Raw genomic sequence first — 24762 nt, forward strand, 5'->3', positions numbered from 1 at the left:
GCGGCGAAGTTCATCAAAGAGTCGGTCCAGCTTGCTGAGAATGTTGTTTTAACCTAAAAAGAAGAAGTCTCCAATCGTTCGAGATGTTGGAGCGAGGAATTGGTTTTTTGGAAATACTACCGATCCCCTGGGCAGCAGGTCGGCGGTTATATAGTTTGTCCTGAGCGCCGTGCAGCACATTCCGTGGCAGTGAAACGTCATGTAACTACATAACTTCTGCAAGGATGTCTCGACTTTTCGACCAGATGCAACGCCCTTCTTCCTTGGGGACAGGTGCGGTTGAAGCTGAGCCTCTTGAACTAGTGCGCCTCGTTCATGTGGCCGTGGAGGGTCGCGCAAGACTTGAAGTCCAGGGCTTGTACCGATGCGACCGGGTCAGGCACAAGCTCGAGTCCGCGCTGCGCAAGCATGCTGCGATAAGGGAAGCCTCCGCCAACGTCCTCACCGGCCGAGTGCTGATCATTTTTGATCCGGCACGCGACCTTGAAGAAATAAAAACCTGGTTGGAGCAACTGCTGCTGGATGCCGGGCAGGAAATCATTCCTGAGAACTCGGTAGACGATGGCCGTTCTTTGCGTTCCTCCGGACGTCCTATTTCTCCCGTCATTTCTTCTGATTTCAATTCAGTTCTTCCCCAGAAGGGGGAAAACTGGCATGTGCTATCCAGCGAGATTGTGCTGGCCTCGCTTGAAACCTCTAAAGAGCTCGGCCTCAGCCAGGCTTCCGCGGAGCGGAAGCTTGGCCATTTCGGTGTCAATAGCCTACCGGAGACGCTACCCCGTTCCGGCCTGAGTATTTTTCTGGGGCAGTTTAAAAGCCTGCCTGTGGCTTTACTCGGTGTGTCCGCCGTCCTTTCCGCGGCAACTGGAGGATTGGTCGATGCGGCGGTGATCCTCGGAGTAGTTTTGATCAACGCGGGTGCGGGCTACGTTGCCGAGTCTCAATCGGAGCGAACGATCAATGCGCTCGGACACGTGGCCGAGCAGAATGCAGTGGTCATTCGCGATGCTCAGCTTCGGGAGGTGGCTGCTGAGTCTCTGGTGCCGGGCGACATCCTGGTCCTTACGCCGGGGACTCGAGTAGCTGCCGATAGCAGGGTGCTCGAATCGCGCAATCTGATGGTGGACGAGTCCATGCTTACCGGAGAAAGCCTTCCGGTGGCAAAAATGGTGAACCGGCTGGACAAGCAGAACGTCTCCCTTGCGGACCGACTTAACATGGTATACATGGGTACGGTGGTAACGGGTGGCAGCGGCCTGGCAGTAGTAGTCTCGACCGGACGATATACCGAGATCGGCACTATTCAATCGCTGGTAGGTGAAACCCGGCCTCCGGAGACACCCATGCAGCGCCAGCTCTCCATCCTTGGGAATCAGATGGTGTTGCTATCCCTGAGTATCTGTGGGGCAATGTTTCTCATCGGGCTGGTCCGGGGTTACGGCTGGCTGCAAATGTTGAAATCCTCTATTTCCCTTGCCGTAGCCGCAGTCCCGGAGGGACTGCCTACCGTCGCCACCACTACCCTTGCGCTGGGTATCCGGACAATGAGCCGTCACAAAGTGTTGGTGCGCCGTCTCGATGCAGTGGAAACCTTGGGCGCAGTACAGGTAATCTGCCTCGACAAAACCGGAACGCTCACTCTCAACCGTATGTCCGTCCTGGCCCTGCACAGCGGAGGACGTCGTATTACAGTGGACAAGGATGTGTTTTACGATGCGGGCGTAAGAACCGATCCCTATCAGAACGATGAATTGTTGCGGCTCATCCATGCAGCCGTTCTTTGCAACGAGGTGGAACTGAACGGTGAGAGAGGCAACTACGTACTCAAGGGTTCCGCAACAGAAGGCGCGCTGGTGCACCTTGCGCTGGCGGCAGGCGTTTCAGTTGATGCGCTTCGCCGGTGCTATCCCAGAGAGCAAGTGGAATACCGCACCGAAACGCGGAACTATATGAGCACGACCCATAGCGTGCGAGGGGGCGGGAAGCTCGTGGCCGTCAAGGGTAATCCGGTCGAGGTGCTGGAAATGTGCCGATGGTGGTTGAAGGACGGCGCACGCCTGCCTCTCACGGAGGCGGAGCGGACAGCCATACTCATGGAAAATGACCGCATGGCCGCAGAAGCGCTGCGTGTGCTGGGATTTGCTTACACCGAACCGAAGCAAACCGATCAATCTTCAGCGGATGAACTCATCTGGCTGGGGATGACGGGAATGGCCGATCCCCTGCGACAGGGGATGAAGGAACTTATCGCCTTGTTTCACCAGGCCGGGATAGACACGGTAATGATAACCGGTGATCAGAGCGGCACTGCGTATGCGATAGGGAAGGAACTTGGGCTATCCAGCGGCACCGAACTCGACATTCTTGATTCTACCCGGCTTGATCAACTCGATGCAGAGGTCCTGGCTGGGCTAGCCCAGAAGGTCAACATCTTCTCCCGCGTCAGCCCGGCCAACAAACTGCAAATCGTGCAGGCACTGCAGCGCAGCGGCAAGGTCGCCGCGATGACGGGCGACGGCATCAATGACGGGCCCGCCCTCAAGGCCGCGGATATTGGCGTCGCTATGGGCGACACCGGCACGGAGGTGGCGCGCAACGTGGCCGACGTTATACTGGAAGACGATAACCTCGGAACCATGATTGTGGCCGTCTCGGAAGGCAGGACGATTTACAACAATATTCGCAAATCGATTCATTTCCTTACCGCAACCAACCTGTCCGAGATCATGCTGATGCTGGGGTCTATAGGTACAGGGCTGGGCACCCCGCTCACTACCATCCAGTTGCTGTGGATCAACCTGATAACCGATATCTTCCCCGGACTGGCGCTTGCTGTTGAGCCCCCCGAGCCCGATGTTCTGCAGCGGCCACCGCGAGATCCTCGCGAACCGATTGTAGGTCCAGCAGACTTCAAGCGCTACGGTCTGGAATCTCTGACAATGAGCGCAGGCTCAATGGCCAGCTACGGCTACGCAATGGCGCGTTATGGCGGAGGGCCGAAGGCCAGCACGGTCGCCTTCATGACCCTGACAATGGGGCAACTGCTTCACGCATATAGTTGCCGTTCTGACCATATCAGCATATTCAGCCACGAGACGCTCCGCTCCAATCGCTATCTCGACACGGCGATCGGTGGAACAGCCTTGCTCCAATGGGCCACGGTGCTGGTGCCAGGCGTCCGCAATCTGCTTGGTAACACCCCGATAGGCCCGCTTGATGTAGCGGTGATAGGCGCGGGCTCTGTGCTGCCCTTTTTCCTGAATGAAGCAACCAAAGGCGCCACCTTCAAAGGCAAGCGGGGTCAAGACCTGTTATCTCTGCCACCACCGTCGAAGGAGTATGGATGATGAAACAGAATTTCATGTTCACCTCCGAATCCGTGACTGACGGGCATCCGGATAAACTTTGCGATCAGGTGAGCGACGCGCTGGTCGACCGCTTTTTGCAACAGGACCCCTTTTCGAAGGTAATCGCGGAGTGCGCTGTATCCACAGGAATACTTTTTATCGCAGCGCGCTTCGCTTCGTCGGCTTCTATCGACATCCCGGAGGTCGCGCGCCAGGTTATACGCCAGATCGGCTACGAGCAGGCGGATTTCAATGCAAGAGATTGTACGGTCATGACCAGCTTGTCGGAATTACCATCACTCCCTCATCCGCATATTGATGAGAGGGAGATGGATGAGGAGGAACTGGAGGCCGTAACTGCCAAAAACCAGGCGAATGTATTCGGTTTTGCCTGCAATCAAAGCGCGGCCTTTATGCCGCTACCCATCTCGCTTTCGCATAAACTGGCGCGTCGGCTCACGGCCGCACGTTTCCAGAAGCAGATTCCCTATCTTGCGCCCGATGGAAAAACGCAGGTAGGGGTGGAATATCGCGAAGGCAGACCGTATCGCATCCATTCCATCACCATCGTTGCCACTCAGGAGAAGACTGCCATGCGCGGCGTCGGCCCGCTGCGGGATGATCTCAACGCACATGTGATTGAGCCGGTTTTCGCGGCGGAGACGCTGCGGCCCGACTCCCGCACCCATATTTTCATCAATCCCGAGGGGTTGGTTGCCGACGGAGGCCCCTCGCTACACTCCGGGTTGACGGGTCGCAAGAACGCGGTGGATACATACGGTGAATATTCCCGGCATTCGGAGTCCGCGCTTTCCGGTAAGGATCCCTCCCGTATCGACCGGGTGGGCGCCTACGCAGCGCGCTACGCGGCCAAGAACGTGATCGCCGCGGGCCTTGCGCAGGCGTGCGAGGTACACCTGGCATATTCAATAGGAATATCGAGGCCGGTAAGCGTGCAGGTGGATACTTTCGGTACAGGGAGCATTCCAGATACCGAAATAACGGCCCGCATTCTTGACCAGTTTGATTTCCGTCCGGCCGGAATCATTCGCGCTTTTAATTTACGCTACCAGCCTCAATTATTTCGCGGGGTTTTTTACCGCAGGCTCGCGGTTTATGGTCAGGTGGGACGGATGGATATCGGATTGCCGTGGGAGAGCACGGACAAGGCTGCATTGCTGCGTTAGCCCGATATCGCGGTAGGCTGCCGCGGCGAGCAGTACCTGTTCGCCTCAGATCAGTGCAGCGACCAGAGCGACGGCTGAGCGCTCGACGGCGGTTTCGACGAGTTTCGTCACGAAAATATCTGCCACCTTCTGTAGCGAATGGGCGGCATACGGTTGATTCAGAACATCCACATTCCGGATATATCCCAGGTTGCGCAGGGAATCAAGAATCGCGGCAGAGCTTGTCAGACTTGGGTCGTATTTGATTACCACACTGCCCGTGACGATGCTGGTTTCGGCTTGAAGAAGGCCGTGCATTCCTTCCAGGTAGCACCTCAATTGCCGGACGCGCACTTCATCCTTTTTCAATACGGGGATATTGACGCGCAGACGGCCGGGAACATGGTGAATATAATTAGCCATGATTGGTTCTCCATTCGGTCATTTTCCTGATGATAGCTATTTAACCAGCGTTTTGTTACAGCTTTATGAAACGGTTCAGGCCCAGGAACCGGAGATGGAGATAAAAGAAAGGAAAAAGAGAAGGCGGTGGAGAACATTCATCCCTGCGGCGGTAATCGATCGCTCACCAGGGATGAGAGGAAGGACGGGAGCTAAGGCTACTGGAGCATTTGCCCTAAAACAGAATCTGAATCCTGCGGGCTGATCCAAGCGTCAACACCCGGCACGGGTTTGAGCTTGAGCTATGCCCTTTAGCGCTTTATCAGGGCCTTAGCCCCGCCAAATGTTATACCGGCGGTGGAGGAGGAATGCGATCCTCTGGGGGAGTGCGACCTGCAGGGGGAACATTGTCTTCGGCGCGGTATGACTTGGGTATAGCCGCGTTTGCCACATCCTTCACTCCTCCTACGACACTGAGGAGAATGTCGCGCACGCTTGTGACCGCGGTCGTGCCGATGTCGCCTATCCCCCCAGCGGCCGCGTTTACGGTCGCCCTGACTGCTTCTACGACATTGCCTCCAGTCTCCCTCGTTCCCTCGGCCACGCCGTCCACTGCACGCTTGGCAACCAGCAATGTGTCACCACCAGCGTCAGCAGTACTACGGACCGCGGCCTTTACGGTTTCTGTGGCCGCCGTGATGACGTCGCCGCCCACATCGGACACGCCCATTACCACGCCCTTGGCAACGCTTTTCGTGGAAAGCACCAACCCGGTCCCCACATCTTCAGTGGCGGCAAGCGCGCCCTTGACAACATCCCTTGTTATATCGACTGCTTCCGTACCGACCGCCCCTGTCGCTCTCAACGTATTGGATACCGTATTGCGCACCAGGCTCACGATGTCGGATTCAATTCCGTCGATGCCTCTCAAGCTGCTGGCAATGCCTGTTTTTACGGTATGGCCAGCGGCTCCTATGGTGCGGTCAGCATCCGTACGATAAGGAGGTGTCGTACTCACGTATCCTTCATCTTCCGGGCGTGTTTCGTCGTGAGCGTATGCTTCTTCCTTCGGCGTTTCTATATCGGCCCGCTTTTTTTCCTCGGGGCGCGTCTTTCCCCCTGCGTGCCTGTCTGATCTCGGGGCATTCATTTCGATTCCTCCTCGTATAGTTACGATTTCCGTGCTATGACGATGAAAGTGCTTCTCTCATTTTGCTGCTTTCTACCGCTTCAGTGCAGAGTTCCCTGGTTTGGACTCTTGCAACCCCTTGATTCACTAAGAAATTTTGCTACAGATTTTTTGTTTTGCGAGATTTTCGGAAATCATCATCCAATCATTTCCAAATCTAAGATTCTTCGGGTAATTTGGTTTCAATGAGGGAATGTTCGGGGTTGTCGCCGTTCGTCCCCGGAAAAACGCAGTACGCATACCAGAATGCCGCTATCGCCGGGATCGCTATATTGCCCTTTATTACCTGCAGGACGCCCATGCTCATCATTGCCAGGAATATCAGCCGCCGGATATCTGGTCTTTTTTCCGATTTCGTATATGACTTATGTTCGGCGGCACTGGCGATTGAAGAGTGGACTGGCGTGGGTACTGACGTTTCATTCTTTCCGAGCTGGAACAAATCGTGCTCAGCGATATGGCTCCAAAGAACGGAATCCTCCGCGGTATGACTGATAAGCGCCATACCAGTCCGCGGATCCGTCGTTACCGTTCCAACCCCGGGGCACTCCGCCAATCCTTTTTCCAGCGCCGCGAAGTACGCGGCATCGCCGCGCCTTGCGTCGATCTTTATCCGCTTCCTGCCCGGCAGAGAGTGGGCCACTCGCGCAAGTGGCGCCATCATTCCCCCTTGGTTGGCGGTCGACCTTGCGCCCCTTCATCGCGCTGGCCTTCACTCGCCTGCGCCCTCGTCGGTGCAGGTGGGCTTTGTGACATCTTGATGGCGTCGCTTGGCTGAACCGCGGCTTTAGTGGCTGAATTTTGTCTGGTGTCAGGATCCGACTGGGGTTGTGCAGACGGTGTCCCGGTTTTCCCTTGCGCGCCAGCAGCCTGAGTTGCGGAGGCAGCTATCGCCGCGCCTCCCGCCGGCCCAGTCTCCATCTCCGACTTGACCTCTGCCACGAGGTCATCCACCGTTTCGCTCAATTCGGCAAATGATTCACGTCCTTTCTCATACAGAAGGACGCTACCCTTGATAGCGGCCTTGGTAGCGGGCCTGATGAGCCGGAGCAGCACTGGCGCGAGCAGTGTCGCCCCCACGCCAGCCGCCAAGCCCGTGATCAGGTTGCTCTTGAAGTTTTCCGATGCCATGATTTTTCACCTTACTTCCAGGAGCCAAAATAAATTTATAGATAATTTTTGTTTTTTTTCAAGCATTGACACAAAAAATTAATATTCGTGAACCCATTCCACTCGCGGAATGAGAACCATTAGAGGAGCGTGCAGAACAAGGGGTAACGAGCGAGCATAAGGCAGTCATGGGCAATTCCAATTCCGATCCAGCTTCCGGTACTGCACCGCTTCCGCAATGTGGGCGTTGTGATCCCCGAACTTGCGGCCAGGTCGGCAATCGCGCCCGACTTTCAGAACGCGGTGATAAGCCTTGGCGAACATCCTCACAGGCCAAGGTAAATTCAGGAACAGTGATGAGGGGAAACCCAGGAGATCTACCTGAGCAGGAATCCCTGGAAAAGAGATGGCGCCTCAGGCGGATACGGAGCCTTCAAACGTGTACAGCAGCGAGCAATACTGCCACGATATTTCTATACTTTTATTTCGATGTCCGACTGCTTTTCTCTTTCGTGATGGGACTCTGCAACGTATAACCCTTCTCTTTCATCTTGTAGCCGCCGTAAGCACCGGCACCTCCCGCCAGGAGATACCAGCAGCCCGAGAGGGCGGGAAGAACGGCCACCAGAGTAAGAAGACTTATTATTTTCCTGAATTTCATTGCAGTCCGGGAATAAGAGGAAAATAATAATTGTCGCAGAAAGTCGCCCCCCAGAAAACAGAACAGGCGCTGTCATCCTCGCGTCTCCTTTTTCGTTAATAACACCAAGGGGATGTAAAAAGATCGTGGCAAAGATAACTACATCGCGCTGTACTGTACCTGGACAGCGCCGGATTCAGCCTGAAGCAAAATTTTGGAGGAAAAATCATGAATCAAGCACCGATTTCAGCTACATGGGCAAAGCGCTTGCTGCTCCTGGCCCTGGCTGCGCTCCTGTCAGCCTGCCAGTCCGCCGAAACGAGGCGTGCCGGCGGCTTGATGGGCAGCATTGCCGGTTCCATTGGCGGCGGCTATCTTGGCAGCTACCTGGGTGGGGGAACTGCTGGCCGTATATTGGGTGCTGTGGCCGGCGGTGTGGGCGGATATTATCTGGGTGCGGAAATCGGAGGACGTCTCGGGCAGGAAGATCAGCGCCGCATGGCTCAGACTTCCCAGCGCGCGTATGAAACCAACCAGACCCAGACTTTCACCAATCCCGATAGTGGCGTGAGCGGGAGAGCTGAGGTCGTGGGCGCTGATGATGACAGCAATTGCAAGACTATCCGGCAAACTGTCGTGCTGAAAGATGGAAAAACCGTTACAGAGGATGTGAAAAGCTGCAAATAGGAAGGAGAAAAGGCGCAACACTGAACCTTCTCGCCCCATAAGTGACAAATAAGCAGGCGAGCAGATCAGGTACGCGTAAAGTCGCGCCTACTACATATAAACAACACATGAAGCTGATGATGTGGAGTGTCCTCAAACCCGAAGCGATTCACCTCCGCTTCCGCTTTTTGTGGGGGGCATGCGAACAAACGCCAGGGCCCCGCGCGGATTGTCGCCGCGCCCGACGATCAAAAAGCCGTACGCGACTCCGCCGATTTCCGGGGATGATCGGCGGTTGCTGCCTATCTTCAACTGATCCCATATCCGAAGAATTCTCGATCTCCGCTTCCCAGCGTGCCAGGAGCTTCTCCGCCCTATCATCACTTTCCGGGTCGCCACTTAACCCGGACAGATCGACCAAACCCCTTTCCATTGTCTCGCCCTCCATTTTCGCCTGATGTAAATTCTCGTACTTTGCCCAGCATATTATCTGTGCGGTTCGCCGCTTATCTTCTGCCTTCTCACCCTTTCAACGTTACAGGTTATAAACCCGTTGACAGCCGATCAGAACCCACAGACGCGTGATCAAACTTTCTTATTCAGGCTATGAATTAGAGAGTGGAAAGCAGTTTCAGTTCGATCAGTTGAAGGAGAATGAGAATTTTGTTGTTCTGAATAGCAGATGGCAGCAAGTTTTACCCACACCATCGATGATTCAACATCTGCCCATCTAGGAAGAGGAAAGCAGGTGGCGGAATACATTCATCCATGCCAGCGCTTTTCATGAGGAGTGTCGGAAGGTAATTCTTCACTCTTCATCGAACTGCTCCTTGCGTGCCTGACGGCGGAGCGGGTGCAGGAAATTATGGTATGGGGCGGGTATGGCGTGAATGCGTCTCCCCCCTGGGAAGCGGTCTGTGAAGCCAGCACCGTGGGCCACCCCGCAGGAATACAATGCCGAAGTGGCCTATTCAGCCAAGCTCCAATGAGACAAACCTCAAGTGGAGCTCAGAACTTACTACTTTTTAGGCTTTGGAGTTTCGGACTTCGGGGTTTCAGGCTTTGAAGTTTCAGGCTTTGAAGTTTCAGGTTTTGAAGTTTCAGGTTTTGAAGTTTCAGGCTTTGAAGCTTCGGATTTTGGAGTTTCCAGTTTTGAGGGCTCATGAGCAGGAAGCGCGGTTAACTGGACGCGAACCGTGGCAGATTTCTCAAGTTCCTCCCTATCTTGACCTTTCTTGCTTGCAACTGCCGGGAGCTCAAGATTCAGGTGATAACTTCCTTTGCTTGCTCGCCGTAGAACCGGTTCTTTGCCGCCCGGCTCGTTCAGTTTTATTTCTTTGCCATCCGGCCCCATTAAAGTGGCCACCAGATCACTTGAACCGGATTTTGATATTTTTATCCGGTAATCCGAAGAATCAGCGGTAGGCAAGCGAAGCTCCACTCTCGCGCTGGAGCTTACATCCGCGCTCGCCAACTTGTTGTTCGTGACATTTCCCAGGCACCCCCCCGTGTCGCAAGGGAATTGCCTCGGATTGCTCTCCTGGCAGGTTATGAAATATCCACCGCGCGCGAAAGCCGCACTTTCCAGGTTGACTTCCAATCCCATTTCATTCAGCTTGTTTACGGAGGTTTTTGCACGGCCCTTGGCAAAACTTGTCTGCCTATCCTGATTGCAGTGGCTTGCTTCCTTACCCGAAGCGCTTGCTTCGGCTTCTTTATCGTCGATTGCGAGCCGTGGCCCATCCTTGTTCGCCTGAACCAAAACCCGGTTATACGTCTTGGCGACGATTTCCACCGGTGCCCCTTTCGATTCCCCGTATGACGGGATAGAAAACAGAGAAAATGGAGTAACAAGGATTAAAAGTTTTAGTCTTAGTGTTCTCATTTGTTATCGCCCTAGTTTTTTATCGGTGCGTGATGAAGAGCATCATCGCAGGACGGTCGAGCTGTTCCTCCCGATCGTTTCGCTAAAGAGCGAAGCCGTGGTATTCCAGTTTAGTACATTGCTTCAACGAATGGAATGCCGCTTTGAACTGCGGCCCAATGATTCCCTGAAAATCAGGGTAAAAAAGAAGATAAAAGATGCAAATATAGCCAATGTGACTATATAGAGAGCTAGAGAGTATAGTGACAGCATTAATGCCATTTGCCTAAGTTCGCTGTCAACTGTCAAAAACCCGATCAGTTGTGTTTAGGTCTTTTGTTGGGTTATTAACAGCAGAATCTTATCACCCGATACTCTGGTGACTACTGGACTACCGCACCCATCGTCAGCGCGACAAGCCGGGAGCAGCTCGATGAGCTTCTTGACTCGGTCAGTCTGTCGATTCCTCGGGAATTGATTGCAAGACTGGAGACTTCAAGTCAATAGAGTGTTACTGACGTTTCTGGACTTGAGAAAGTTGGTTTCATCTGTAAAACGCATGATTGACTTCAGAGCGATCGTGGTTGCAACCCCAGGATGGAAGCCCAGTGCCGTGCAAATTCGTGCCGAGGATGCCTGTCTTAGCCAACTCGTCGTGACAGCGAGTATGAGGAATGGCAGTTATATCTATGTAGACTACCTTCGACACGTCAAGTGAGGCGGGGTAGTACGGTCAGCACTCGCACGATGAAGGCGTGCAGCTCGTTCATGTAGTTGCGCAGGAAATCAGCCGTCGGCTCGTCGGTAACCTGTCCATCTTCCGTGATAAGGCCAGGCTTGAAATGGATGTGAGCCTCGACAGTATTCATCAAGGGTGAATTGCAGTAGCACAACACGCCACGCAGCTGGCTTTATGCCAATGCCGTACCGATAGCACCGGGGGAGGTGCCGATCACTCCCGAAGGCTTGTGAGAGAAAGAGTTTTGGCCCCAAGGGCGACTTGCCCAGTCGATCGCGTTTTTAAGGCCCCCAGGAATCGAGCGGTTGAATTCCGGCGTTACGAAAAGTACGGCATCGACATCGGCTATGGCCTTCTTGAAGGCACGTGCGACAGACGGAAAGCAGCATCGTAGTCCTGGCTGTAAATTGGCAGATCCGTGATCGGGATTTCGGACAATTCCAGTTCAGGCGGTGCCAGGCGTGCAAGCGCCTTTGCCAGCAAGCGATTGATCGAGGTGCTTGAGAAGCTGTCGACGAGGTAGCCCACCTTGTACTTATTCATATAAGTCTCCTTCTGCGCTGTGCGCAAGATTATGCCGCTACTTGTGCCCGGCAATGTGCGAGCAAGGATAAGATCACAGTCGCCCCGCGTGTAGTTAGCACACCTCCTGCATTGACCATGGCGACGAGTCGAGCAATACCGCGGGCACAGGGACTTCAGTCAAGCACAACAGTTCCTAGTATCAATCGAGACGTCAACCTTAAATCATCATAGGCAAGCCGCATCTCTCCCGCAAGTTGATATAACCCTTCGGTTTCCTGTTTATTGTCTATATTGAATGAAGGCTTCGCTTCACCGTGCCTTATGTTGATCCATAAAGACCAATGAACATCGCCCGTGATCTCGTGCAGGAGATCTGAGCAAAAGTGCCGGAGGTGCTGCTATGACAAGGAAAAAACCAATGGGACGAGGACGTTCTTCCGCCTTCGTGTTAACCCCTATAGCCCTATAGTGTTGGTCTTCGTCCTGGATGCGATCGCGCAAGGTCGCTCCTGCACCCAAATGGCATCCTTGCGCCTGGGAAATCAGGCATCCGTTGAATAACTATGAGAGCACACAAAGAAACCTGTCATTGGAATCCTGAACCCCCTCTCTCGATCTTCTCCTACTCCTCAACGAGCTGACAGGGTTTTCCCGGCCTGTCCTGGTAATCAGGCCAATCGAAAAAGGCGGCGCAGTTATCTGGTATGCAGTGAAATTCTTCTCCAGTCGGAGGCATATGAAGGTTGCATTGATAGGAGTGGCCGGCCGTGTTGGATCGCGTTTAACCACGGAATTGCTTCGACGCGGACATACTGTAACCGGCATCGCACGCGATGTCTCCAAAATGGAAGCGAAGCCAGGGCTTCGTCTTGAGGCGGCTGATGTAAACCAGGGCAAAACCCTTGCCCCTCTTCTCTCAGGTCATGACGTTGTTATCAGCGCCTCTCGTTTTGTTTCCACGAATCCTGCCCAGGTTATCAGCGCCGTAAAAAAAGCGGGAGTCCCGCGGCTCCTGGTCGTCGGTGGCGCGGGCAGCCTGGAAGTCGCACCCGGTAAAATGCTGGTAGATACGCCAGAATTCCCGGAAGCGTACAAGCCGGAAGCGTTTGGGGGTATCGAGTATCTGAAGGCGTTGCGCTCGGAAAAAACACTGGACTGGACTTTTCTTTCTCCCTCCGCTGAATTCGAGCCAGGTGAGCACACCGGAACCTATCGGATAGGTGGTAACGTCTCATCGACGACAAAGGCCGCAGTTGGATATCGATGGAAGACTATGCCATCGTCCTGATCGATGAACTGGAGAAACCGAAGCATTCGCGTCAGCGTTTCACTGTTGGTTACTGAGAGTCGAGCTCAAAGTCTGGCTCCGCTTTTCGCTGCTCTATCTTTTTTCTTTTTTCCGGAAATTTCAGCCCATGGGTATCAAGACTGATGAAAAGCTTGCAGGCATGAAAAAGCTGGGCTCAGATGAGCTGGTCAACTCTCCGCAGGGCAATTTTTGACGAAGGAATTCAGCATGAACACGCAACCCACGAGCCCTCTTGGAAAGGTACTAGCGGGGCTGCAGAGCCTGCTGCCGGATCTGGAGGCGTTATATACCGACGTGCATGCCCATCCGGAACTGTCGATGCAGGAGTTGCGGACTGCGAGCCTAGTCGCTAAGCGACTTGACACGGCTGGGTATGACGTGACGACGAAAGTTGGGAAGACAGGGGTCGTGGGACTGCTGCGCAACGGCGAGGGGCCGACGGTGATGCTGCGCGCTGACATGGATGCCCTACCCATCGAGGAAATGACCGGGCTTCCCTATGCCAGCAAGGTCAAGGCCACGAATCGCGAGGGCAAAATGGTCCCGGTCATGCACGCTTGCGGCCATGACATGCACGTTGCCTGGCTCGTCGGCGCGACCACGCTGCTCGCAGAGGCGCGTGACGCATGGCGCGGCACGTTGATGGCTGTCTTCCAGCCGGCCGAAGAGACTGCGGAAGGCGCGCGGGCCATGATTGACGATGGATTACTCAATCGTTTTCCCAAGCCGGATATTGTGCTCGGCCAACATGTCATGGTGGGACCGGCGGGCAATATCGGTGGCCGTGGCGGAACCATTACTTCCGCTGCCGACAGTCTGCAGATCCGCCTGTTTGGGCGTGGCGCGCACGGCTCAATGCCGCAGGCAAGCATCGATCCCGTAGTCATGGCTGCGGCGACGGTAATGCGCCTGCAGACCATCGTCTCGCGCGAACTTGCTGCTACCGAGGCCGCTGTCGTTACCATCGGCGCACTGCAGGCGGGCACCAAGGAAAATGTGATACCCGACGATGCTGTCATCAAGCTGAACGTACGTACCTTTGATGCAGATGTGCGCAAGCGTGTGCTTGCCGCCATCGAGCGTATCGCCCATGCAGAGGCAGCAGCTTCGGGAGCTCCCAAGCCACCCGAGATTACGACGCTGGAGCACTACCCTATGGGGGTCAACGATGCCGATGCAAGCGCGCGCGTTGCCGATGCTTTCCGCCGGCATTTCCCGGGTGGCCGTGTGCGTCAAGTCGATGCGGCGTCGGCGAGCGAGGATTTCGGGTCGTTCGGAACCGAATGGAACGCCCCTTCCGTGTTCTGGTTCGTCGGCGGCACCGATCCCGACATTTACGCGAAAGCCAAGGCCGCGGGCGAAATCAACAAGATTCCAACCAACCACAGCCCCTACTTTGCACCAGTGATGCATCCGACCCTTGAGACCGGTGTGGAAACGATGGTCGTTGGAGCATTGGCCTGGCTTTCAGCATGAGCCAAGGCGCCAGAGAACTGAGGCGGTAAGATGTTTACTTCCGCTGCTTTTGACGTCGATGCTGCAATGAAGGCCCTTGTGCTGGTGCTCGATCTTGTCGGCACCTTCGTTTTCGCGCTGAGCGGAGCAGCAGCCGGTGTCGAGCGCCGGCTTGATCTTTTCGGAGTTCTGGTGCTGTCCTTCGCTGCAGCCACTTCCGGAGGGATCTTCCGCGATCTACTGATCGGCGCAGTCCCGCCCGCGGCAATCAGCGACTGGCGCTATCTCGCGGCCTCGCTTTTTGCAGGCGTATCCACTTTTTTTTGGTATCCCGTCATCAATCGGCTGCGCAGCGCCGTACTTATATTCGACGGCGCCGGTCTAGCAGTGTTCTGCGTTTCCGGCTCGCAGAAAGCCATCGTCTTCGGTCTCGACCCGGTCATGGCGGCGCTGCTGGGCATGCTGACTGGAATCGGCGGTGGCATGGTGCGCGATGTGCTTCTGTCTGATGTGCCTATTGTCTTGAGATCCGATATCTATGCCGTCGCCGCCCTTGCTGGAGCGGCCGTGGTGGTGATTGGCGATGCGCTACGATTTCCGTCCGTTGCAACGACATGCACCGGCGCGGCTCTCTGCTTTGGCCTGCGCCTGGCTGCCATCCGACACGGCTGGCATCTGCCGATCGCTCGCGCGCCCGAACATCCAGACGCGAAAATAGACGTCACAAAAAATCGGAGGGATCATTAGTGCTTCAGTCGTAGAAAAGACTACCGCTACAAGTGCGCTTCCGCGAGTGGCGTCACCAAAGATCCTGACCACTCTCCGGCACATTTCGATTAATTTAGTGGGGTCGCATGTTGAAGAAGTTATCAATTATCAATGTCTTTGCGTTAGCCGTTCGGCATGGTGTTGACCGCCAATAATCTTAAGACAACGATGTTTGCTTATCCCAACGGTGCCCCCTATTGACTCCATGTTGTGAGGCGCCTAAGGGCTTATCAATCTGGCGGTAATTCCCTGTGGTGACAGCAATGCCAAGGTCGGCACGATCCGCTGCCACTGTCTTATGTACAAGAGCGGAGGGAAAGCGTTGTAGTTATTGCGATCAACAAGCGTGATATCAAATCCAGGCCCATCAGCTAAATGCCTCACCAGATTTATTCCTGCAAAGCCCCCGCCGATTATGACAATTTCCTTTTTCATGATGGAGTTCTATTCAGCTTCACCTCCAGTTGTAATCAAATTATGAGCCGAAGCCATGGCCACCAATAACACTCAAGGCTCGGTCTTTGTTCGTTCATGATCCGCTGTATCCATCAGGTTTCCATCTGTTGGCGGGGGCTTGTTTTCCTGACTGCCCGCTTCCATTTGTCCTCTGATGCGATCAGCCTCCACCACCCATCCACCGCCGAGCGATTTATAGAGATCGACAAGAGAATTGAATACGCGTCCGCGGGTTTGAGCCTGGGTAGTTTCGGCTTCGAAGAGGGTGCGTTGGGCGTCAAGGACTTCGATGAAGCTGATATAGCCTTCGTCATAACGCAGCTGCGCCATCTCGAGATACGTGCGCGACGCCTCCACCCGCCGGGTTTGAGCAGCCAGTTCCGCTCGGTTCTTCTGCACTGCTATGAGGGAATCCTCAACTTCCCGAAACGCAATCTGAATTGCGCGCTGGTAACCCACGAGTGCCTGTTCATGCCGTGCTTCCGCCTGTTTTACCTGGCCTGCGATGCCTCCTGCGGTGAAGAGCGGGACGGAGGTCATCACGCCAAATGCTGCCATGTAGGCTGGGCCGGTAAACAGGGTTGCAAGCTGAGTGCTCGCGACTCCGAGCACGCCGGTGAGTGAAATCCGCGGGAAGTAAAGGGCGCGGGCAGCCCCGATTTGTGCATTGGCCGAGATCAGGTTCTGCTCAGCCTCACGGAGATCGGGACGCCGCATAAGGAGTTCTGATGGAAGACCGGCGGATACCATGGGAAGTTCGAGCTTTGCGAGTTCGCGGCCCCGTGCAATCGGACCGGGATTGCGACCGAGCAATACTGCGAGTGCGTTCTCCTGCTGGGCGATGCTGGATTCAAGCGGGGGTATGGCGGCGACCGCGGTTTCATATTGTGACTCAATTTGAGCAAGCTCCAGTTGTGAAATCACGCCACCTTCGTAGCGCATCCGAAACACTTCTAGCGTGTCCCTTCGGGTGGCTGCAGTAGCCCGCGCGATCTCCAGTTGCCGATCCAGGATCAGAAGATTAATGTAGGATGAGGCCACCGAGGTGACCAGGGTCAATATCGTGGCGCGCCGCGCCGCCTCTGAGGCAAACAGCTGATGGCGCGCAGCCTCCGAGAGACGCCTGATGCGGCCCCAGATATCGATTTCCCAGTTCGCGTTTATGGATACCTGGTAATAGCTATAGTAAGGGTCAATGCCCCCCAGACCTCTTGGCCACACGAAGGCTGTCGAGCGCAACCTCTCCGCTGAGGCATTTCCCCCGATCTGCGGAAACAGCTCCGAGCGGGTGGCGCCATAGCGGCCCTGGAATTCTTCTATACGCGCAGTGGCGATGCGTATGTCCTTATTCTCAACAAGCGCGATCCTGATCAGTTCATTGAGAATGGGGTCTCCGAACCGCTCCCACCAGGCGGTATCGGCAATATCTCTCGCGACTTTCTCTCCGAAACGGTATTTCTCCATTGTTTCTATTTCCGGTCGCCGATAATTCGGACCAAACATGCAGCCCTCTAATACAAAAGTCAGGGAAAGCAGGGACGCAAGTAGTGTCAGCCGAAATCGCATGTCAGTCTGGCAAAGGCTTGTTGCGTGGCTTATTACGGGAGTCATCCTCCATGCCGCCCCCTGGATCAGCGGGTAGCTTGCTTTTCGAGGATTCGTTTGTCGGAGGAGGTGTTCTGTCTTTGCCTCTTATCCTTGCCGTCAAGGTTTCGATCGCCCAGTAGAACATGGGGATAAAAAATATTGCGATGACGGTTGCCCCCAGCATGCCACCAACTACACCGGTACCGAGCGAAATCTTGCTATTTGCGGAGACTCCACTGGCGATCGCAAGAGGCACACAGCCCAGGGTAAAAGCAAGCGAGGTCATGATGATGGGGCGCAATCTGTCCCGCGCCGCATTGACAGCGGCCTCATAGAACGATTGCCCCTGCGCGTGGTTCATCACAGCATATTCAAAAATCAGGATGGCATTCTTGGCGGAGAGCGCGATCAGTATGGTCAGTCCGATCTGGAAGTAGATGTCATTGCTCAGGCCACGGAGAAAAATAGCGACCAGCGCACCAAACAGCGCAAACGGGACTGCTGTCAATACGCCAAGGGGCAATGTCCACTTCTCGTACTGCGCGGCAAGGATAAGGAAAACCATGATCAGGCCGAAGACGAATACCAGCACGGATGAGCCGCCGGCCCTTTTCTCTTCGAAGGTCTGGCCGCTCCAGGCAATACCATAATCATCCGGCAGGATTTCATCCGCAGTTTGCTCCATTGCCGCAATCGCTTCCCCTGAACTGAAACCCGGTGCGGCCTCGGCCGTAATTTTTACCGCGGTGAAGTTGTTGAAACGCGTTACGATGTCCGGCGCCCGGTCAAAACGCACGGTCGCTACCGCATTGAGCGGGACCATGCTGCCATTCTGGCTGCGCACATACAGATAATTGATGTCCTCCGGTTTCATCCGCGAGGCGGGCTCACCCTGGATAATCACCTGGAACAGGCGGGCAAACTTTGTAAATTGCGATACATAGAGTGATCCGAACATTGTCTGCATGGAGTTATATACCTCCTCCACGGGAACACCCAGTGTTTCCGCCTTTGCGCGGTCTACATCAAGGTATAGCACTTGTGCCGAGGCGTTGTAGGTCGAGGTAATATTCGTCAGCTCGGGCCGCGTCTGGGCTTGTTTCACATATTCCTGTATCACCTGCGCAATCTGCTGGCTATCATTGTCGCCCTTGCTCTGGATGTACATTTCCATCCCCCCGGTCGTCCCCAATCCCGGTATGGAGGGGGGATTGATCGGAAGAATGATGCCGCCGGGTATATTGGAGAAGGCTTTTACAGCGCCTGTCATCAGGGCCGGCACGCCTTGGGTGTCGGCATTATCGTCGGCGTAGCGCTCTTCGAAGTCCTTGAGCCCCACGAAGAATGTTGAAGCATTGCTCTTCATCTGGCCATCGAGCAGACTGAAGCCGTCGATGACCACGATGGATTTTGTGGCCGGATGCTTCATGAAGTATTCCGTGGCATGCCGGCTGACCTCAGCAGTACGGTCGAGCCCTGAAGCGTCGGGCATCAATACCACTCCCAGCAGCAAGCCCTGGTCTTCCGGGGGAAGGAATGAACCAGGAATGTGCTTGAACAGCCCGACGGCGAGAGCGATCATGCCGAAAAACAGCAGGAGCGCTACGATGTAGCGCTTGATTGCGAGCCGCACACTGCGGATATAGCCTTCTGTCATGCGCTCGAACCAGGTATCGAACCATTTGAAAAAGCCCCGTTTCTCGCCGTGACGAGGTTTTAGCATGAGGGCGGCAAGCGCGGGGGACAATGTCAGGGCCACGATACCGGAGAGCGCCACGGAGATCGCAATGGTGATCGCGAATTGCTTGTAGAGCTGTCCAGTGATACCGGGAATAAATCCTACCGGAACAAACACCGCGCATAGCACCAGGACGATGGCAATCAGCGCGCCGCCTACCTCATCCATCGCCTTCTTTGCCGCATCACGAGCAGACAGGCCAAGTTTGCTCATGTTGTGCTCGACCGCCTCGACGACGACAATCGCGTCGTCCACCACGATACCGATCGTGAGTATCATGCCGAACAGGGTGAGCATGTTGAGCGAAAAACCGAGTGCGGCCATACCGCTCCCGGCCCCGATTACCGAAATGGGCACGGCAATGATCGGAATCAGGGTGGCACGTAGGTTCTGGAGAAACACGAACACAACGAGTACCACGAGCACCAGCGCTTCAAAGAAAGTCTCGATCACCGACGCGATGGAAGCACGCGTGAATGCAGTGGTATCCATGGTGATTTCGTACTCGATGCCTGGAGGAAATGATTTTTTCATCTCCTCCAGCGTTGCCCGCACGCCTTTTGAAACTTCCAACGCGTTGGCCCCCGGCTGCTGGTACACCACCAGCACCGTCGCAGGCTTCCCTTGACGGGTGTTGCGAACTGCGTAAATCTTCTGACCCAATTCCGCATAGCCCACGTCTTTAAGCCGTACCATCGCAACGCCCTGACTGGCGGCGCGAATAATGATGTTTTCGAATTCCGCTGGGGTGGTCAGACGGCTCTTGGTGGTAATGGCGAAGGACTGCTCGACGGGACGGGCCGTCGGGGCTTGGCCGATGCTGCCTACGGCATATTGTTCGTTTTGTGCCGCAACCGCTTGCTGCACATCCCCAGCCGTAATGCCAAGGGCCGCCATCCGGTCCGGTTTCAGCCAGATTCGCATCGCATAATCCGGTGTCCCCATGATGGTGGCCTGGCCCGCGCCGGGGATGCGCTTGATCGCATCCAGTATGAAAATACTGGCGTAGTTGGAAACATAGACGGGCTCGTAACGTTCATCTGGTGAAAAGACCGAGATGACCATCATCATTGAGGCGGACTGTTTTTTTACCGCGACACCCTGCCTCTGCACTGAGGCAGGAAGCTGCGGGAGCGCCAGGCTTACACGATTCTGCACCTCTACTTGGGCGAGCGACGGGTTGGCGTCAATCTCGAAATAGACGGACAGCGTCATGGCACCGGTTGACGAACTTGCAGAGGTCATGTACATCAGCTTATCGGCGCCGTTCACCTGCTGCTCGATGGGCGCCGCGACGTTTTGCGCTGCCACTTCGGCTGTTGCTCCTGGGTAGGTTGCCGTAACCGAGACTTCGACTGGTGTGATCTGGGGATACTGTGCGATAGGCAGGTTGTACATCGCCACGCCGCCCGCAAGCGTGATGATGATGGAGAGCACCGATGCGAAGACTGGCCTGTCGATACAGAAGTGGGAAATCTTCATGAACTAGCCTGTTATTCGGGCGGTTTTTCTCGAGAACCTCGAAATTGCTTTTCCGAAGGAGGCGCTCGATTTTCTGATCCACTTACCTGCAAATCAGGTGCTGATGGCAAGTCGCCTGGCTTGACTGACGCTTCTTCAGACGGCTCTGCAATGGAAGCGGCTGGAGTAGCGCTGGCCCCTGCTGCCGGCTTAGTCCCGGTTTGATCCCCGGAAGGAGTCAATGCATCGACGACTTTAATGGCTGTGCCGGGGGACAACCGGACAGCTCCGTCCACTACAACCCTTTCGCCTGCCACCAACCCATGGTTTATAAACCACCCATCGCCCTGCCAGTCCCCCACTTCAACGTCGCGCCGACCAACCTTGCCTTCCTTGTTGATCACCCACACATAATGGCTCTTTGCCCCTTGCAGTACCGAGCGTTGGGGCACCAAGACGCTGTTGGGACGCACGGCTCCCTTCAACTGGGCGCGCACGAATTGTCCCGGACGCAATACTCCCTCCGGATTGGTGAACTGGGTGCGAACCAGGAAGGTGCCGGTTTCCTCCGAAAATGAAGGTTCGCTGAAGTCGATATACCCGATATGGGGGAACAGCGATCCATCGGCGAGGGTAATCTGGACTTCGAAACGGTTAAGGGGCGGAAACTTGAGCAGGCCTCTTTCGATTTCACTCCGGTACTTGAGCATCTGGTTTTCGGAAACGCTGAATATGCCCCAGATTGGATCGATCTGATCCACATAAGTAAGCAGCCCGCCTTCCCCCGGACTCAGATAGCTGCCTTCATGCCTTAAACTGAAACTGGCCAGCCCGTGGAGCGGTGAACGGAGCGTTGTATAGCTGAGATTCAACTTTGCAGTTCGAACTTCTCCCTCTGCCGCAAGCACTGCCGCACTCGCCTGCTGCACAGCTCCTGTAGCGTCATCAAGATTTTTCTTGCTCAAGGCATTTTTTTCTGCGAGCGGCCTTACCCGCCTCAACGTTGCCTCAGCAACCTGGAGCCGTGCCTGTTGCTGCGCGAGCTGCCCTTCCGCAGACTGCAAGGCGGCCTCGAAGGGCTTCCGATCCATCTGGTACATCTTCTGCCCGGCCTGTACCACCTCGCCTTCCGTGTAGAGGCGCTTATCCAGGAACCCAGAAACCCTGGCGCGAATCTCGACGTGACGGGAACTCCGGGTCTCCGCCACGAATTCGAGCTCGATAGGATGATCTCGAGGCTCGATGCTGACTGCAGTGACCTCCGCAACGGGTGGGGGCTTTTCCTCCTGGGGCTCGCTGCAGCCTCCCGAAAAGGACAAAATGACGATGACGATAATCCGTCCAGGGTATTGCAGGGTTCGCAAAGGGGAAAAGAAGGAGTTAAGCACAGTAATGATGAAGATTCCCGGATTATGTTATATCCGTTCTTAACCCCTTCTTTCTGAGAAGCTATGCGAGAAGCTTTCTGTTCGAACAGCTTCCACCTTCGCCTGTTCGCATTCGAGGGCTATTCTTTCAATTGCCCCTCGGCACCTCGCTCCTGCTTTCTAGCCCGGCATTGCTCATCCTCGACCTATGCATACTCCGCCTTGAACTGGAGAGACAGGCATTGCCAGTACAGATTTCATTTCAATTAGATTTCGATTCATGCTGATCCACTGAGGGCTTCCTGCAGCCTTTTCTCCTGTCCGGGAGAGAGTGAAGTGCGAAGTAACTTGCCTTTCACGCCTGAAAGTTCAGCCAGGACCTTCTCCGGCTGAGCTTTATGGAAAAGAAGGAAAAGCCCGGACGAATTGTTGGGGAAGGTTTCAGCAAGCGACTTGATGAAATCATCATCGATCCCATAATCAGTCAGGAAACCTGCGAGGGCACCGGTACTGGCACCGAGAGCGCTGCCCCCAGCGAAGCCCACAAGGGGCTCGAGGAACACAACCCCCTCCTCACCAGCCAGGTACTCCCTGGGCAACATATAAAGCTTGGATAGAACATGATCGGCTTCTTCGGGATCCTTGAGTCCCAATGCAATTATTTCCGCTTTTTCCGACATCTTTTTCTCCTCCTGAGGGCCCACTCGATGGTAGAAGGTAGCAAAGCGCACTTACTTTGCACTTTAAAGTCGCGCTTGGCTCAGGATAGAAGCGCGGTTGAAACTTGAATGATTGGAAGTAGTTATAGGGGCCGTGGCAGCTTCCCGTCCGTTCGGTGGCACACGTTGGAAAGGAGCCGGCTCATAGAGCAACAAGACAGCGGCCAGATCAACGGCGCGGAAGCAAACGAGATCATCCTGCTAAACAGCCATGACGGGAGCAGTTCCTACCAGATGATGGCCGGAATGTTCCGTTTTGTGTGCGCCAATGGAATGGTATGCGGAGATACCTTACACGATGTTCGCGTGCGGCATAACGGCGATGCCGTGAACACTATCATCGATGGAGCATATACTTTGCTGGAGAGTTTCGAGCGCTGCAGGTCAGGTCTGTCACGGTTTTTCCGTTTGCGTTCCCCGCGAACTATCGGCGCTCTTCTGGGCGCCCGCTGCAAGTGCATGCTGCGCCTCGACGGTACGCTTCAGATTGAATGCCAGAAGTTTTCCCAGCCTCTGATTGCCCAGAGGCATGCCTTCCACCCGCTGGATAATGTCCAGATCGGGCGCCTTGTTGGCTTCCATGATGCATGGACCACTGTCGAGCAAAGCAACATCCCATCCGATGACAACCTGGTCAGAAAACGCGGCGTCATGCGCATATTGCACCAGATCGACCGACTCAAACCAGCACGGCAGCTTGCGACCTTGGATCTGCGCCCCGGTTTCGGAATGTTGCTCATACCATCCCTCCGTCGTGGCTCCCCAGGCTCCGCGCGTGCCCCTTCCCAGCGTACCGGTGGAGATGTCGACATTGGCTGCAATACCCCCAGCGTGAAAGTTATCGACGACGACCAGCTTGCTTCGCGCCATGCGAAAAGCCGCATTGGTCACTTCGAACTCCCCCTTTTCGTTACGGCATGTCATCACGCGAACGGTGGAAAGTGTCCCATTGGACAGATCGGCAATCTCACGGTGACTCACAAGCCGCGGCTGCACCAGGAAAGCCCTGTGCCGCGATGCGTGCCGCAGCCGCTCCAACACTTGACTTCCGGTAGCAACCTCCCCGTCATTGCGCCGGAAGTGCCCGGAACCAAGATAATCCCAGCGCGTGGCCTTTTTCCCCCCCTGACCGTGCACCGGCTTTATGAAGAGATCGCGCTCGGGTAATTCGGGCAGTTCCGGTAGTTCCGGCAAACCCCCATCAACCGCTGTAATCTTTTCTTGTGCCACATTAAAAAAAACGGGGGCAGTTGTGATTCCATGCTCGCGGCAGCGGGCACGAAAGCGCGCCTTATCCTTTATGGAGTTGGTGCTGCGTTCTGCGGGAACAGGGAGACCACCGTTGTTGTCGCGCAGGAAGCGATAGAGTCCCGCTTTCGTCTCAAGCCTGTTCAGATACTCCCCTGCATGCAGTTTCTTGTCATCGTCATGCAGTTCGAAAATGTAATACCATGGAGGCAGAATCGCAAAGCGTATCGCAAGCCCGATCTGCTCCCGGATCTGCCGGATCAACCCTTTCCCTGTCCGCTTCTTGATAGCGCGACCATTGATCGCTGTGAAAACCGCTACCAGCACAGCAAGTATGAACGGCACGAACGGCAACGCCACAAGCATGATGATCCGATCGCTGAGTGCCTCCTTGCTCCAGACCTCGCGCTGAATGCAGCGGTGGATATACATTGCCGGCGAACCGTCGTCCGGCAACCGGGTGAAGATCCACGCCGCACCGCTCAAATCCCGGGTTATTCTGTCAATAATCAAAGTCACTGGCGATTTTCACCGCCCTCCATAATGCGTTGCCGTAATCCACTGCTCCGCTTCAGATGCCAGAGCAAAAGCAGAACTTTGAAGTTCATGCAGTCAGATCAGCACGAAAATCCGCCACACAGCGCAACATTGAATCCAGGCGCTGCGCATGAGACAAGGCGAGGCCCGCTTTCTCGTGCCGCCGAACAGTCTCGTCACTCAATCCACCCAATTGGATACCGAATTCAACGGCTGTCAGCATGATTGAGGGATTGACCCACAAGGATGATGCCACTTGTGTCGTCCCTACTTTAGCATGTTTCGCCACGTCGACTAGCAGCCCCACCTGTTGAGCAACGCGCATGTCAATAACCTGTTCCAACAATGTGAGAACATTCTCTCCGAGTCCTTGGACTACTGCTTTCAGGCTTTGCAGTATGAGGGAACCCAGCTGCGCTGAATTATATGTGCAGGCAATTGATTAAAATCAAAGGTAATACCGTCCTTG

23 protein-coding genes and 1 pseudogene are annotated in these 24762 nt (G+C 55.1%); 9 read left to right on the top strand and 15 right to left on the bottom strand.

The annotated features are described in order from the left end of the window. Positions 1-245 precede the first annotated feature (245 nt). Positions 246-3347 carry a cation-translocating P-type ATPase gene (locus C8R21_RS05105; RefSeq protein WP_258192260.1) on the top strand — a complete coding sequence of 1034 codons (3102 nt, stop codon included), beginning with the start codon at positions 246-248 and terminating at the stop codon, positions 3345-3347. Beyond that, positions 3344-4534, top strand: coding sequence for a methionine adenosyltransferase (metK, locus tag C8R21_RS05110; protein WP_219906610.1), 1191 nt, complete (start codon positions 3344-3346; stop codon positions 4532-4534). The genes C8R21_RS05105 and metK overlap by 4 nt, the downstream gene beginning before the upstream one ends. A 45-nt stretch (positions 4535-4579) precedes the next feature. On the opposite strand, the gene C8R21_RS05115 is transcribed toward metK, so the two are convergent. Next, positions 4580-4936: an HMA2 domain-containing protein gene (locus C8R21_RS05115; RefSeq protein WP_107761731.1), complete on the bottom strand. Its 357-nt coding sequence runs from the start codon at positions 4934-4936 to the stop codon at positions 4580-4582. Between C8R21_RS05115 and C8R21_RS05120 the strand changes: the two genes are divergently transcribed. Continuing rightward, on the top strand, positions 4935-5180 hold the full coding sequence (locus C8R21_RS05120) for a hypothetical protein (RefSeq protein ID WP_107761732.1): 246 nt from the start codon (positions 4935-4937) through the stop codon (positions 5178-5180). The genes C8R21_RS05115 and C8R21_RS05120 overlap by 2 nt on opposite strands. An 81-nt stretch (positions 5181-5261) precedes the next feature. Here the strand turns inward: C8R21_RS05120 and C8R21_RS05125 are convergent, their stop codons facing one another. The 3 genes from C8R21_RS05125 to C8R21_RS05135 form a co-directional block, all read right to left on the bottom strand. Then, positions 5262-6065 carry a hypothetical protein gene (locus C8R21_RS05125; RefSeq protein WP_107761733.1) on the bottom strand — a complete coding sequence of 268 codons (804 nt, stop codon included), beginning with the start codon at positions 6063-6065 and terminating at the stop codon, positions 5262-5264. 196 nt (positions 6066-6261) lie between these two features. Beyond that, positions 6262-6768 (bottom strand): HMA2 domain-containing protein, encoded by a 507-nt coding sequence (locus C8R21_RS05130; protein WP_146162444.1) that lies wholly within the window; start codon positions 6766-6768, stop codon positions 6262-6264. Further along, the gene (locus tag C8R21_RS05135; protein ID WP_107761735.1) at positions 6765-7235 is read right to left on the bottom strand and encodes a DUF5132 domain-containing protein; all 471 of its coding nucleotides are present in this window, start codon (positions 7233-7235) and stop codon (positions 6765-6767) included. Before C8R21_RS05135 ends, C8R21_RS05130 begins: the two co-directional genes overlap by 4 nt. Before the next feature lie 847 nt (positions 7236-8082). Between C8R21_RS05135 and C8R21_RS05150 the strand changes: the two genes are divergently transcribed. Next, positions 8083-8541, top strand: coding sequence for a hypothetical protein (locus C8R21_RS05150; protein WP_107761736.1), 459 nt, complete (start codon positions 8083-8085; stop codon positions 8539-8541). A gap of 997 nt (positions 8542-9538) precedes the next feature. Here the strand turns inward: C8R21_RS05150 and C8R21_RS15610 are convergent. Then, the gene (locus C8R21_RS15610; RefSeq protein WP_146162445.1) at positions 9539-9949 is read right to left on the bottom strand and encodes a hypothetical protein; all 411 of its coding nucleotides are present in this window, start codon (positions 9947-9949) and stop codon (positions 9539-9541) included. A gap of 994 nt (positions 9950-10943) precedes the next feature. Between C8R21_RS15610 and C8R21_RS15845 the strand changes: the two genes are divergently transcribed. Then, positions 10944-11102 carry a hypothetical protein gene (locus C8R21_RS15845; RefSeq protein WP_181258856.1) on the top strand — a complete coding sequence of 53 codons (159 nt, stop codon included), beginning with the start codon at positions 10944-10946 and terminating at the stop codon, positions 11100-11102. On the opposite strand, the gene C8R21_RS16070 is transcribed toward C8R21_RS15845, so the two are convergent. The 3 genes from C8R21_RS16070 to C8R21_RS16080 are packed head-to-tail and all read right to left on the bottom strand — an operon-like array spanning position 11095 to position 11666. Beyond that, positions 11095-11253, bottom strand: a complete 159-nt coding sequence (locus C8R21_RS16070) for a hypothetical protein (protein WP_219906611.1) — start codon at positions 11251-11253, stop codon at positions 11095-11097. The genes C8R21_RS15845 and C8R21_RS16070 overlap by 8 nt on opposite strands. A 42-nt stretch (positions 11254-11295) precedes the next feature. Further along, a complete protein-coding gene (locus C8R21_RS16640; protein WP_219906614.1) occupies positions 11296-11562 on the bottom strand; it encodes an NADPH-dependent FMN reductase in 267 nt (88 codons plus the stop codon). After that, positions 11469-11666, bottom strand: coding sequence for a hypothetical protein (locus C8R21_RS16080; RefSeq protein ID WP_219906612.1), 198 nt, complete (start codon positions 11664-11666; stop codon positions 11469-11471). The genes C8R21_RS16640 and C8R21_RS16080 overlap by 94 nt, the downstream gene beginning before the upstream one ends. Before the next feature lie 718 nt (positions 11667-12384). Between C8R21_RS16080 and C8R21_RS05170 the strand changes: the two genes are divergently transcribed. From C8R21_RS05170 to C8R21_RS05180, 3 genes are all read left to right on the top strand, one after another. Beyond that, positions 12385-12936: an NAD(P)-dependent oxidoreductase gene (locus C8R21_RS05170; RefSeq protein WP_219906613.1), complete on the top strand. Its 552-nt coding sequence runs from the start codon at positions 12385-12387 to the stop codon at positions 12934-12936. Between the two features lie 228 nt (positions 12937-13164). Next, positions 13165-14433, top strand: a complete 1269-nt coding sequence (locus tag C8R21_RS05175; protein ID WP_107761739.1) for a M20 family metallopeptidase — start codon at positions 13165-13167, stop codon at positions 14431-14433. Between the two features lie 30 nt (positions 14434-14463). Then, positions 14464-15159 (top strand): trimeric intracellular cation channel family protein, encoded by a 696-nt coding sequence (locus C8R21_RS05180; RefSeq protein ID WP_107761740.1) that lies wholly within the window; start codon positions 14464-14466, stop codon positions 15157-15159. 240 nt (positions 15160-15399) lie between these two features. Here the strand turns inward: C8R21_RS05180 and C8R21_RS05185 are convergent, their stop codons facing one another. The 5 genes from C8R21_RS05185 to C8R21_RS05205 form a co-directional block, all read right to left on the bottom strand. Further along, entirely contained in the window at positions 15400-15615 is a 216-nt protein-coding gene (locus C8R21_RS05185; RefSeq protein ID WP_107761741.1) for an FAD-dependent oxidoreductase, read from the bottom strand. A 72-nt stretch (positions 15616-15687) separates the two neighbouring features. Then, positions 15688-17247, bottom strand: coding sequence for an efflux transporter outer membrane subunit (locus C8R21_RS05190; protein ID WP_308811379.1), 1560 nt, complete (start codon positions 17245-17247; stop codon positions 15688-15690). Beyond that, entirely contained in the window at positions 17204-20443 is a 3240-nt protein-coding gene (locus tag C8R21_RS05195) for an efflux RND transporter permease subunit (RefSeq protein WP_107761743.1), read from the bottom strand. The genes C8R21_RS05190 and C8R21_RS05195 overlap by 44 nt, the downstream gene beginning before the upstream one ends. Before the next feature lie 11 nt (positions 20444-20454). Next, entirely contained in the window at positions 20455-21741 is a 1287-nt protein-coding gene (locus C8R21_RS05200) for an efflux RND transporter periplasmic adaptor subunit (protein WP_258192261.1), read from the bottom strand. Between the two features lie 326 nt (positions 21742-22067). Beyond that, positions 22068-22469, bottom strand: coding sequence for a DUF1269 domain-containing protein (locus C8R21_RS05205; protein ID WP_107761745.1), 402 nt, complete (start codon positions 22467-22469; stop codon positions 22068-22070). A 108-nt stretch (positions 22470-22577) separates the two neighbouring features. On the opposite strand from C8R21_RS05205, the pseudogene C8R21_RS05210 reads away from it, so the two are divergent. Beyond that, positions 22578-22880, top strand: a pseudogene (locus C8R21_RS05210) (DUF932 domain-containing protein); the annotation flags it as partial. 21 nt (positions 22881-22901) lie between these two features. On the opposite strand, the gene C8R21_RS05215 reads toward C8R21_RS05210, so the two are convergent. After that, complete coding sequence (locus C8R21_RS05215; RefSeq protein ID WP_258192262.1) at positions 22902-24275, bottom strand: sugar-transfer associated ATP-grasp domain-containing protein; 1374 nt, start codon at positions 24273-24275, stop codon at positions 22902-22904. 85 nt (positions 24276-24360) lie between these two features. After that, positions 24361-24618 (bottom strand): hypothetical protein, encoded by a 258-nt coding sequence (locus C8R21_RS05220; protein ID WP_107761746.1) that lies wholly within the window; start codon positions 24616-24618, stop codon positions 24361-24363. Positions 24619-24762: the final 144 nt, after the last annotated feature.

The organism is Nitrosospira multiformis (assembly GCF_003050865.1).
In the GTDB taxonomy this organism is placed as follows: Bacteria; Pseudomonadota; Gammaproteobacteria; order Burkholderiales; family Nitrosomonadaceae; genus Nitrosospira; species Nitrosospira multiformis_E.

Bases quoted from the DNA above. Each gene is read 5' to 3' on its own strand.
- C8R21_RS16070 (WP_219906611.1), bottom strand. From the start codon at position 11,253: ATGAATACTGTCGAGGCTCACATCCATTTCAAGCCTGGCCTTATCACG.
- C8R21_RS05185 (WP_107761741.1), bottom strand. From the start codon at position 15,615: ATGAAAAAGGAAATTGTCATAATCGGCGGGGGCTTTGCAGGAATAAAT.
- C8R21_RS05125 (WP_107761733.1), bottom strand. From the start codon at position 6,065: ATGAATGCCCCGAGATCAGACAGGCACGCAGGGGGAAAGACGCGCCCC.
- C8R21_RS05130 (WP_146162444.1), bottom strand. From the start codon at position 6,768: ATGATGGCGCCACTTGCGCGAGTGGCCCACTCTCTGCCGGGCAGGAAG.
- C8R21_RS05175 (WP_107761739.1), top strand. From the start codon at position 13,165: ATGAACACGCAACCCACGAGCCCTCTTGGAAAGGTACTAGCGGGGCTG.
- C8R21_RS05115 (WP_107761731.1), bottom strand. From the start codon at position 4,936: ATGGCTAATTATATTCACCATGTTCCCGGCCGTCTGCGCGTCAATATC.
- C8R21_RS05205 (WP_107761745.1), bottom strand. From the start codon at position 22,469: ATGTCGGAAAAAGCGGAAATAATTGCATTGGGACTCAAGGATCCCGAA.
- C8R21_RS05220 (WP_107761746.1), bottom strand. From the start codon at position 24,618: ATGCGCGTTGCTCAACAGGTGGGGCTGCTAGTCGACGTGGCGAAACAT.
- C8R21_RS15845 (WP_181258856.1), top strand. From the start codon at position 10,944: ATGATTGACTTCAGAGCGATCGTGGTTGCAACCCCAGGATGGAAGCCC.
- metK (WP_219906610.1), top strand. From the start codon at position 3,344: ATGATGAAACAGAATTTCATGTTCACCTCCGAATCCGTGACTGACGGG.
- C8R21_RS05135 (WP_107761735.1), bottom strand. From the start codon at position 7,235: ATGGCATCGGAAAACTTCAAGAGCAACCTGATCACGGGCTTGGCGGCT.
- C8R21_RS05150 (WP_107761736.1), top strand. From the start codon at position 8,083: ATGAATCAAGCACCGATTTCAGCTACATGGGCAAAGCGCTTGCTGCTC.
- C8R21_RS05195 (WP_107761743.1), bottom strand. From the start codon at position 20,443: ATGAAGATTTCCCACTTCTGTATCGACAGGCCAGTCTTCGCATCGGTG.
- C8R21_RS05190 (WP_308811379.1), bottom strand. From the start codon at position 17,247: ATGACTCCCGTAATAAGCCACGCAACAAGCCTTTGCCAGACTGACATG.
- C8R21_RS05180 (WP_107761740.1), top strand. From the start codon at position 14,464: ATGTTTACTTCCGCTGCTTTTGACGTCGATGCTGCAATGAAGGCCCTT.
- C8R21_RS05170 (WP_219906613.1), top strand. From the start codon at position 12,385: ATGAAGGTTGCATTGATAGGAGTGGCCGGCCGTGTTGGATCGCGTTTA.
- C8R21_RS05105 (WP_258192260.1), top strand. From the start codon at position 246: ATGCAACGCCCTTCTTCCTTGGGGACAGGTGCGGTTGAAGCTGAGCCT.
- C8R21_RS16080 (WP_219906612.1), bottom strand. From the start codon at position 11,666: ATGAATAAGTACAAGGTGGGCTACCTCGTCGACAGCTTCTCAAGCACC.
- C8R21_RS05120 (WP_107761732.1), top strand. From the start codon at position 4,935: ATGATTGGTTCTCCATTCGGTCATTTTCCTGATGATAGCTATTTAACC.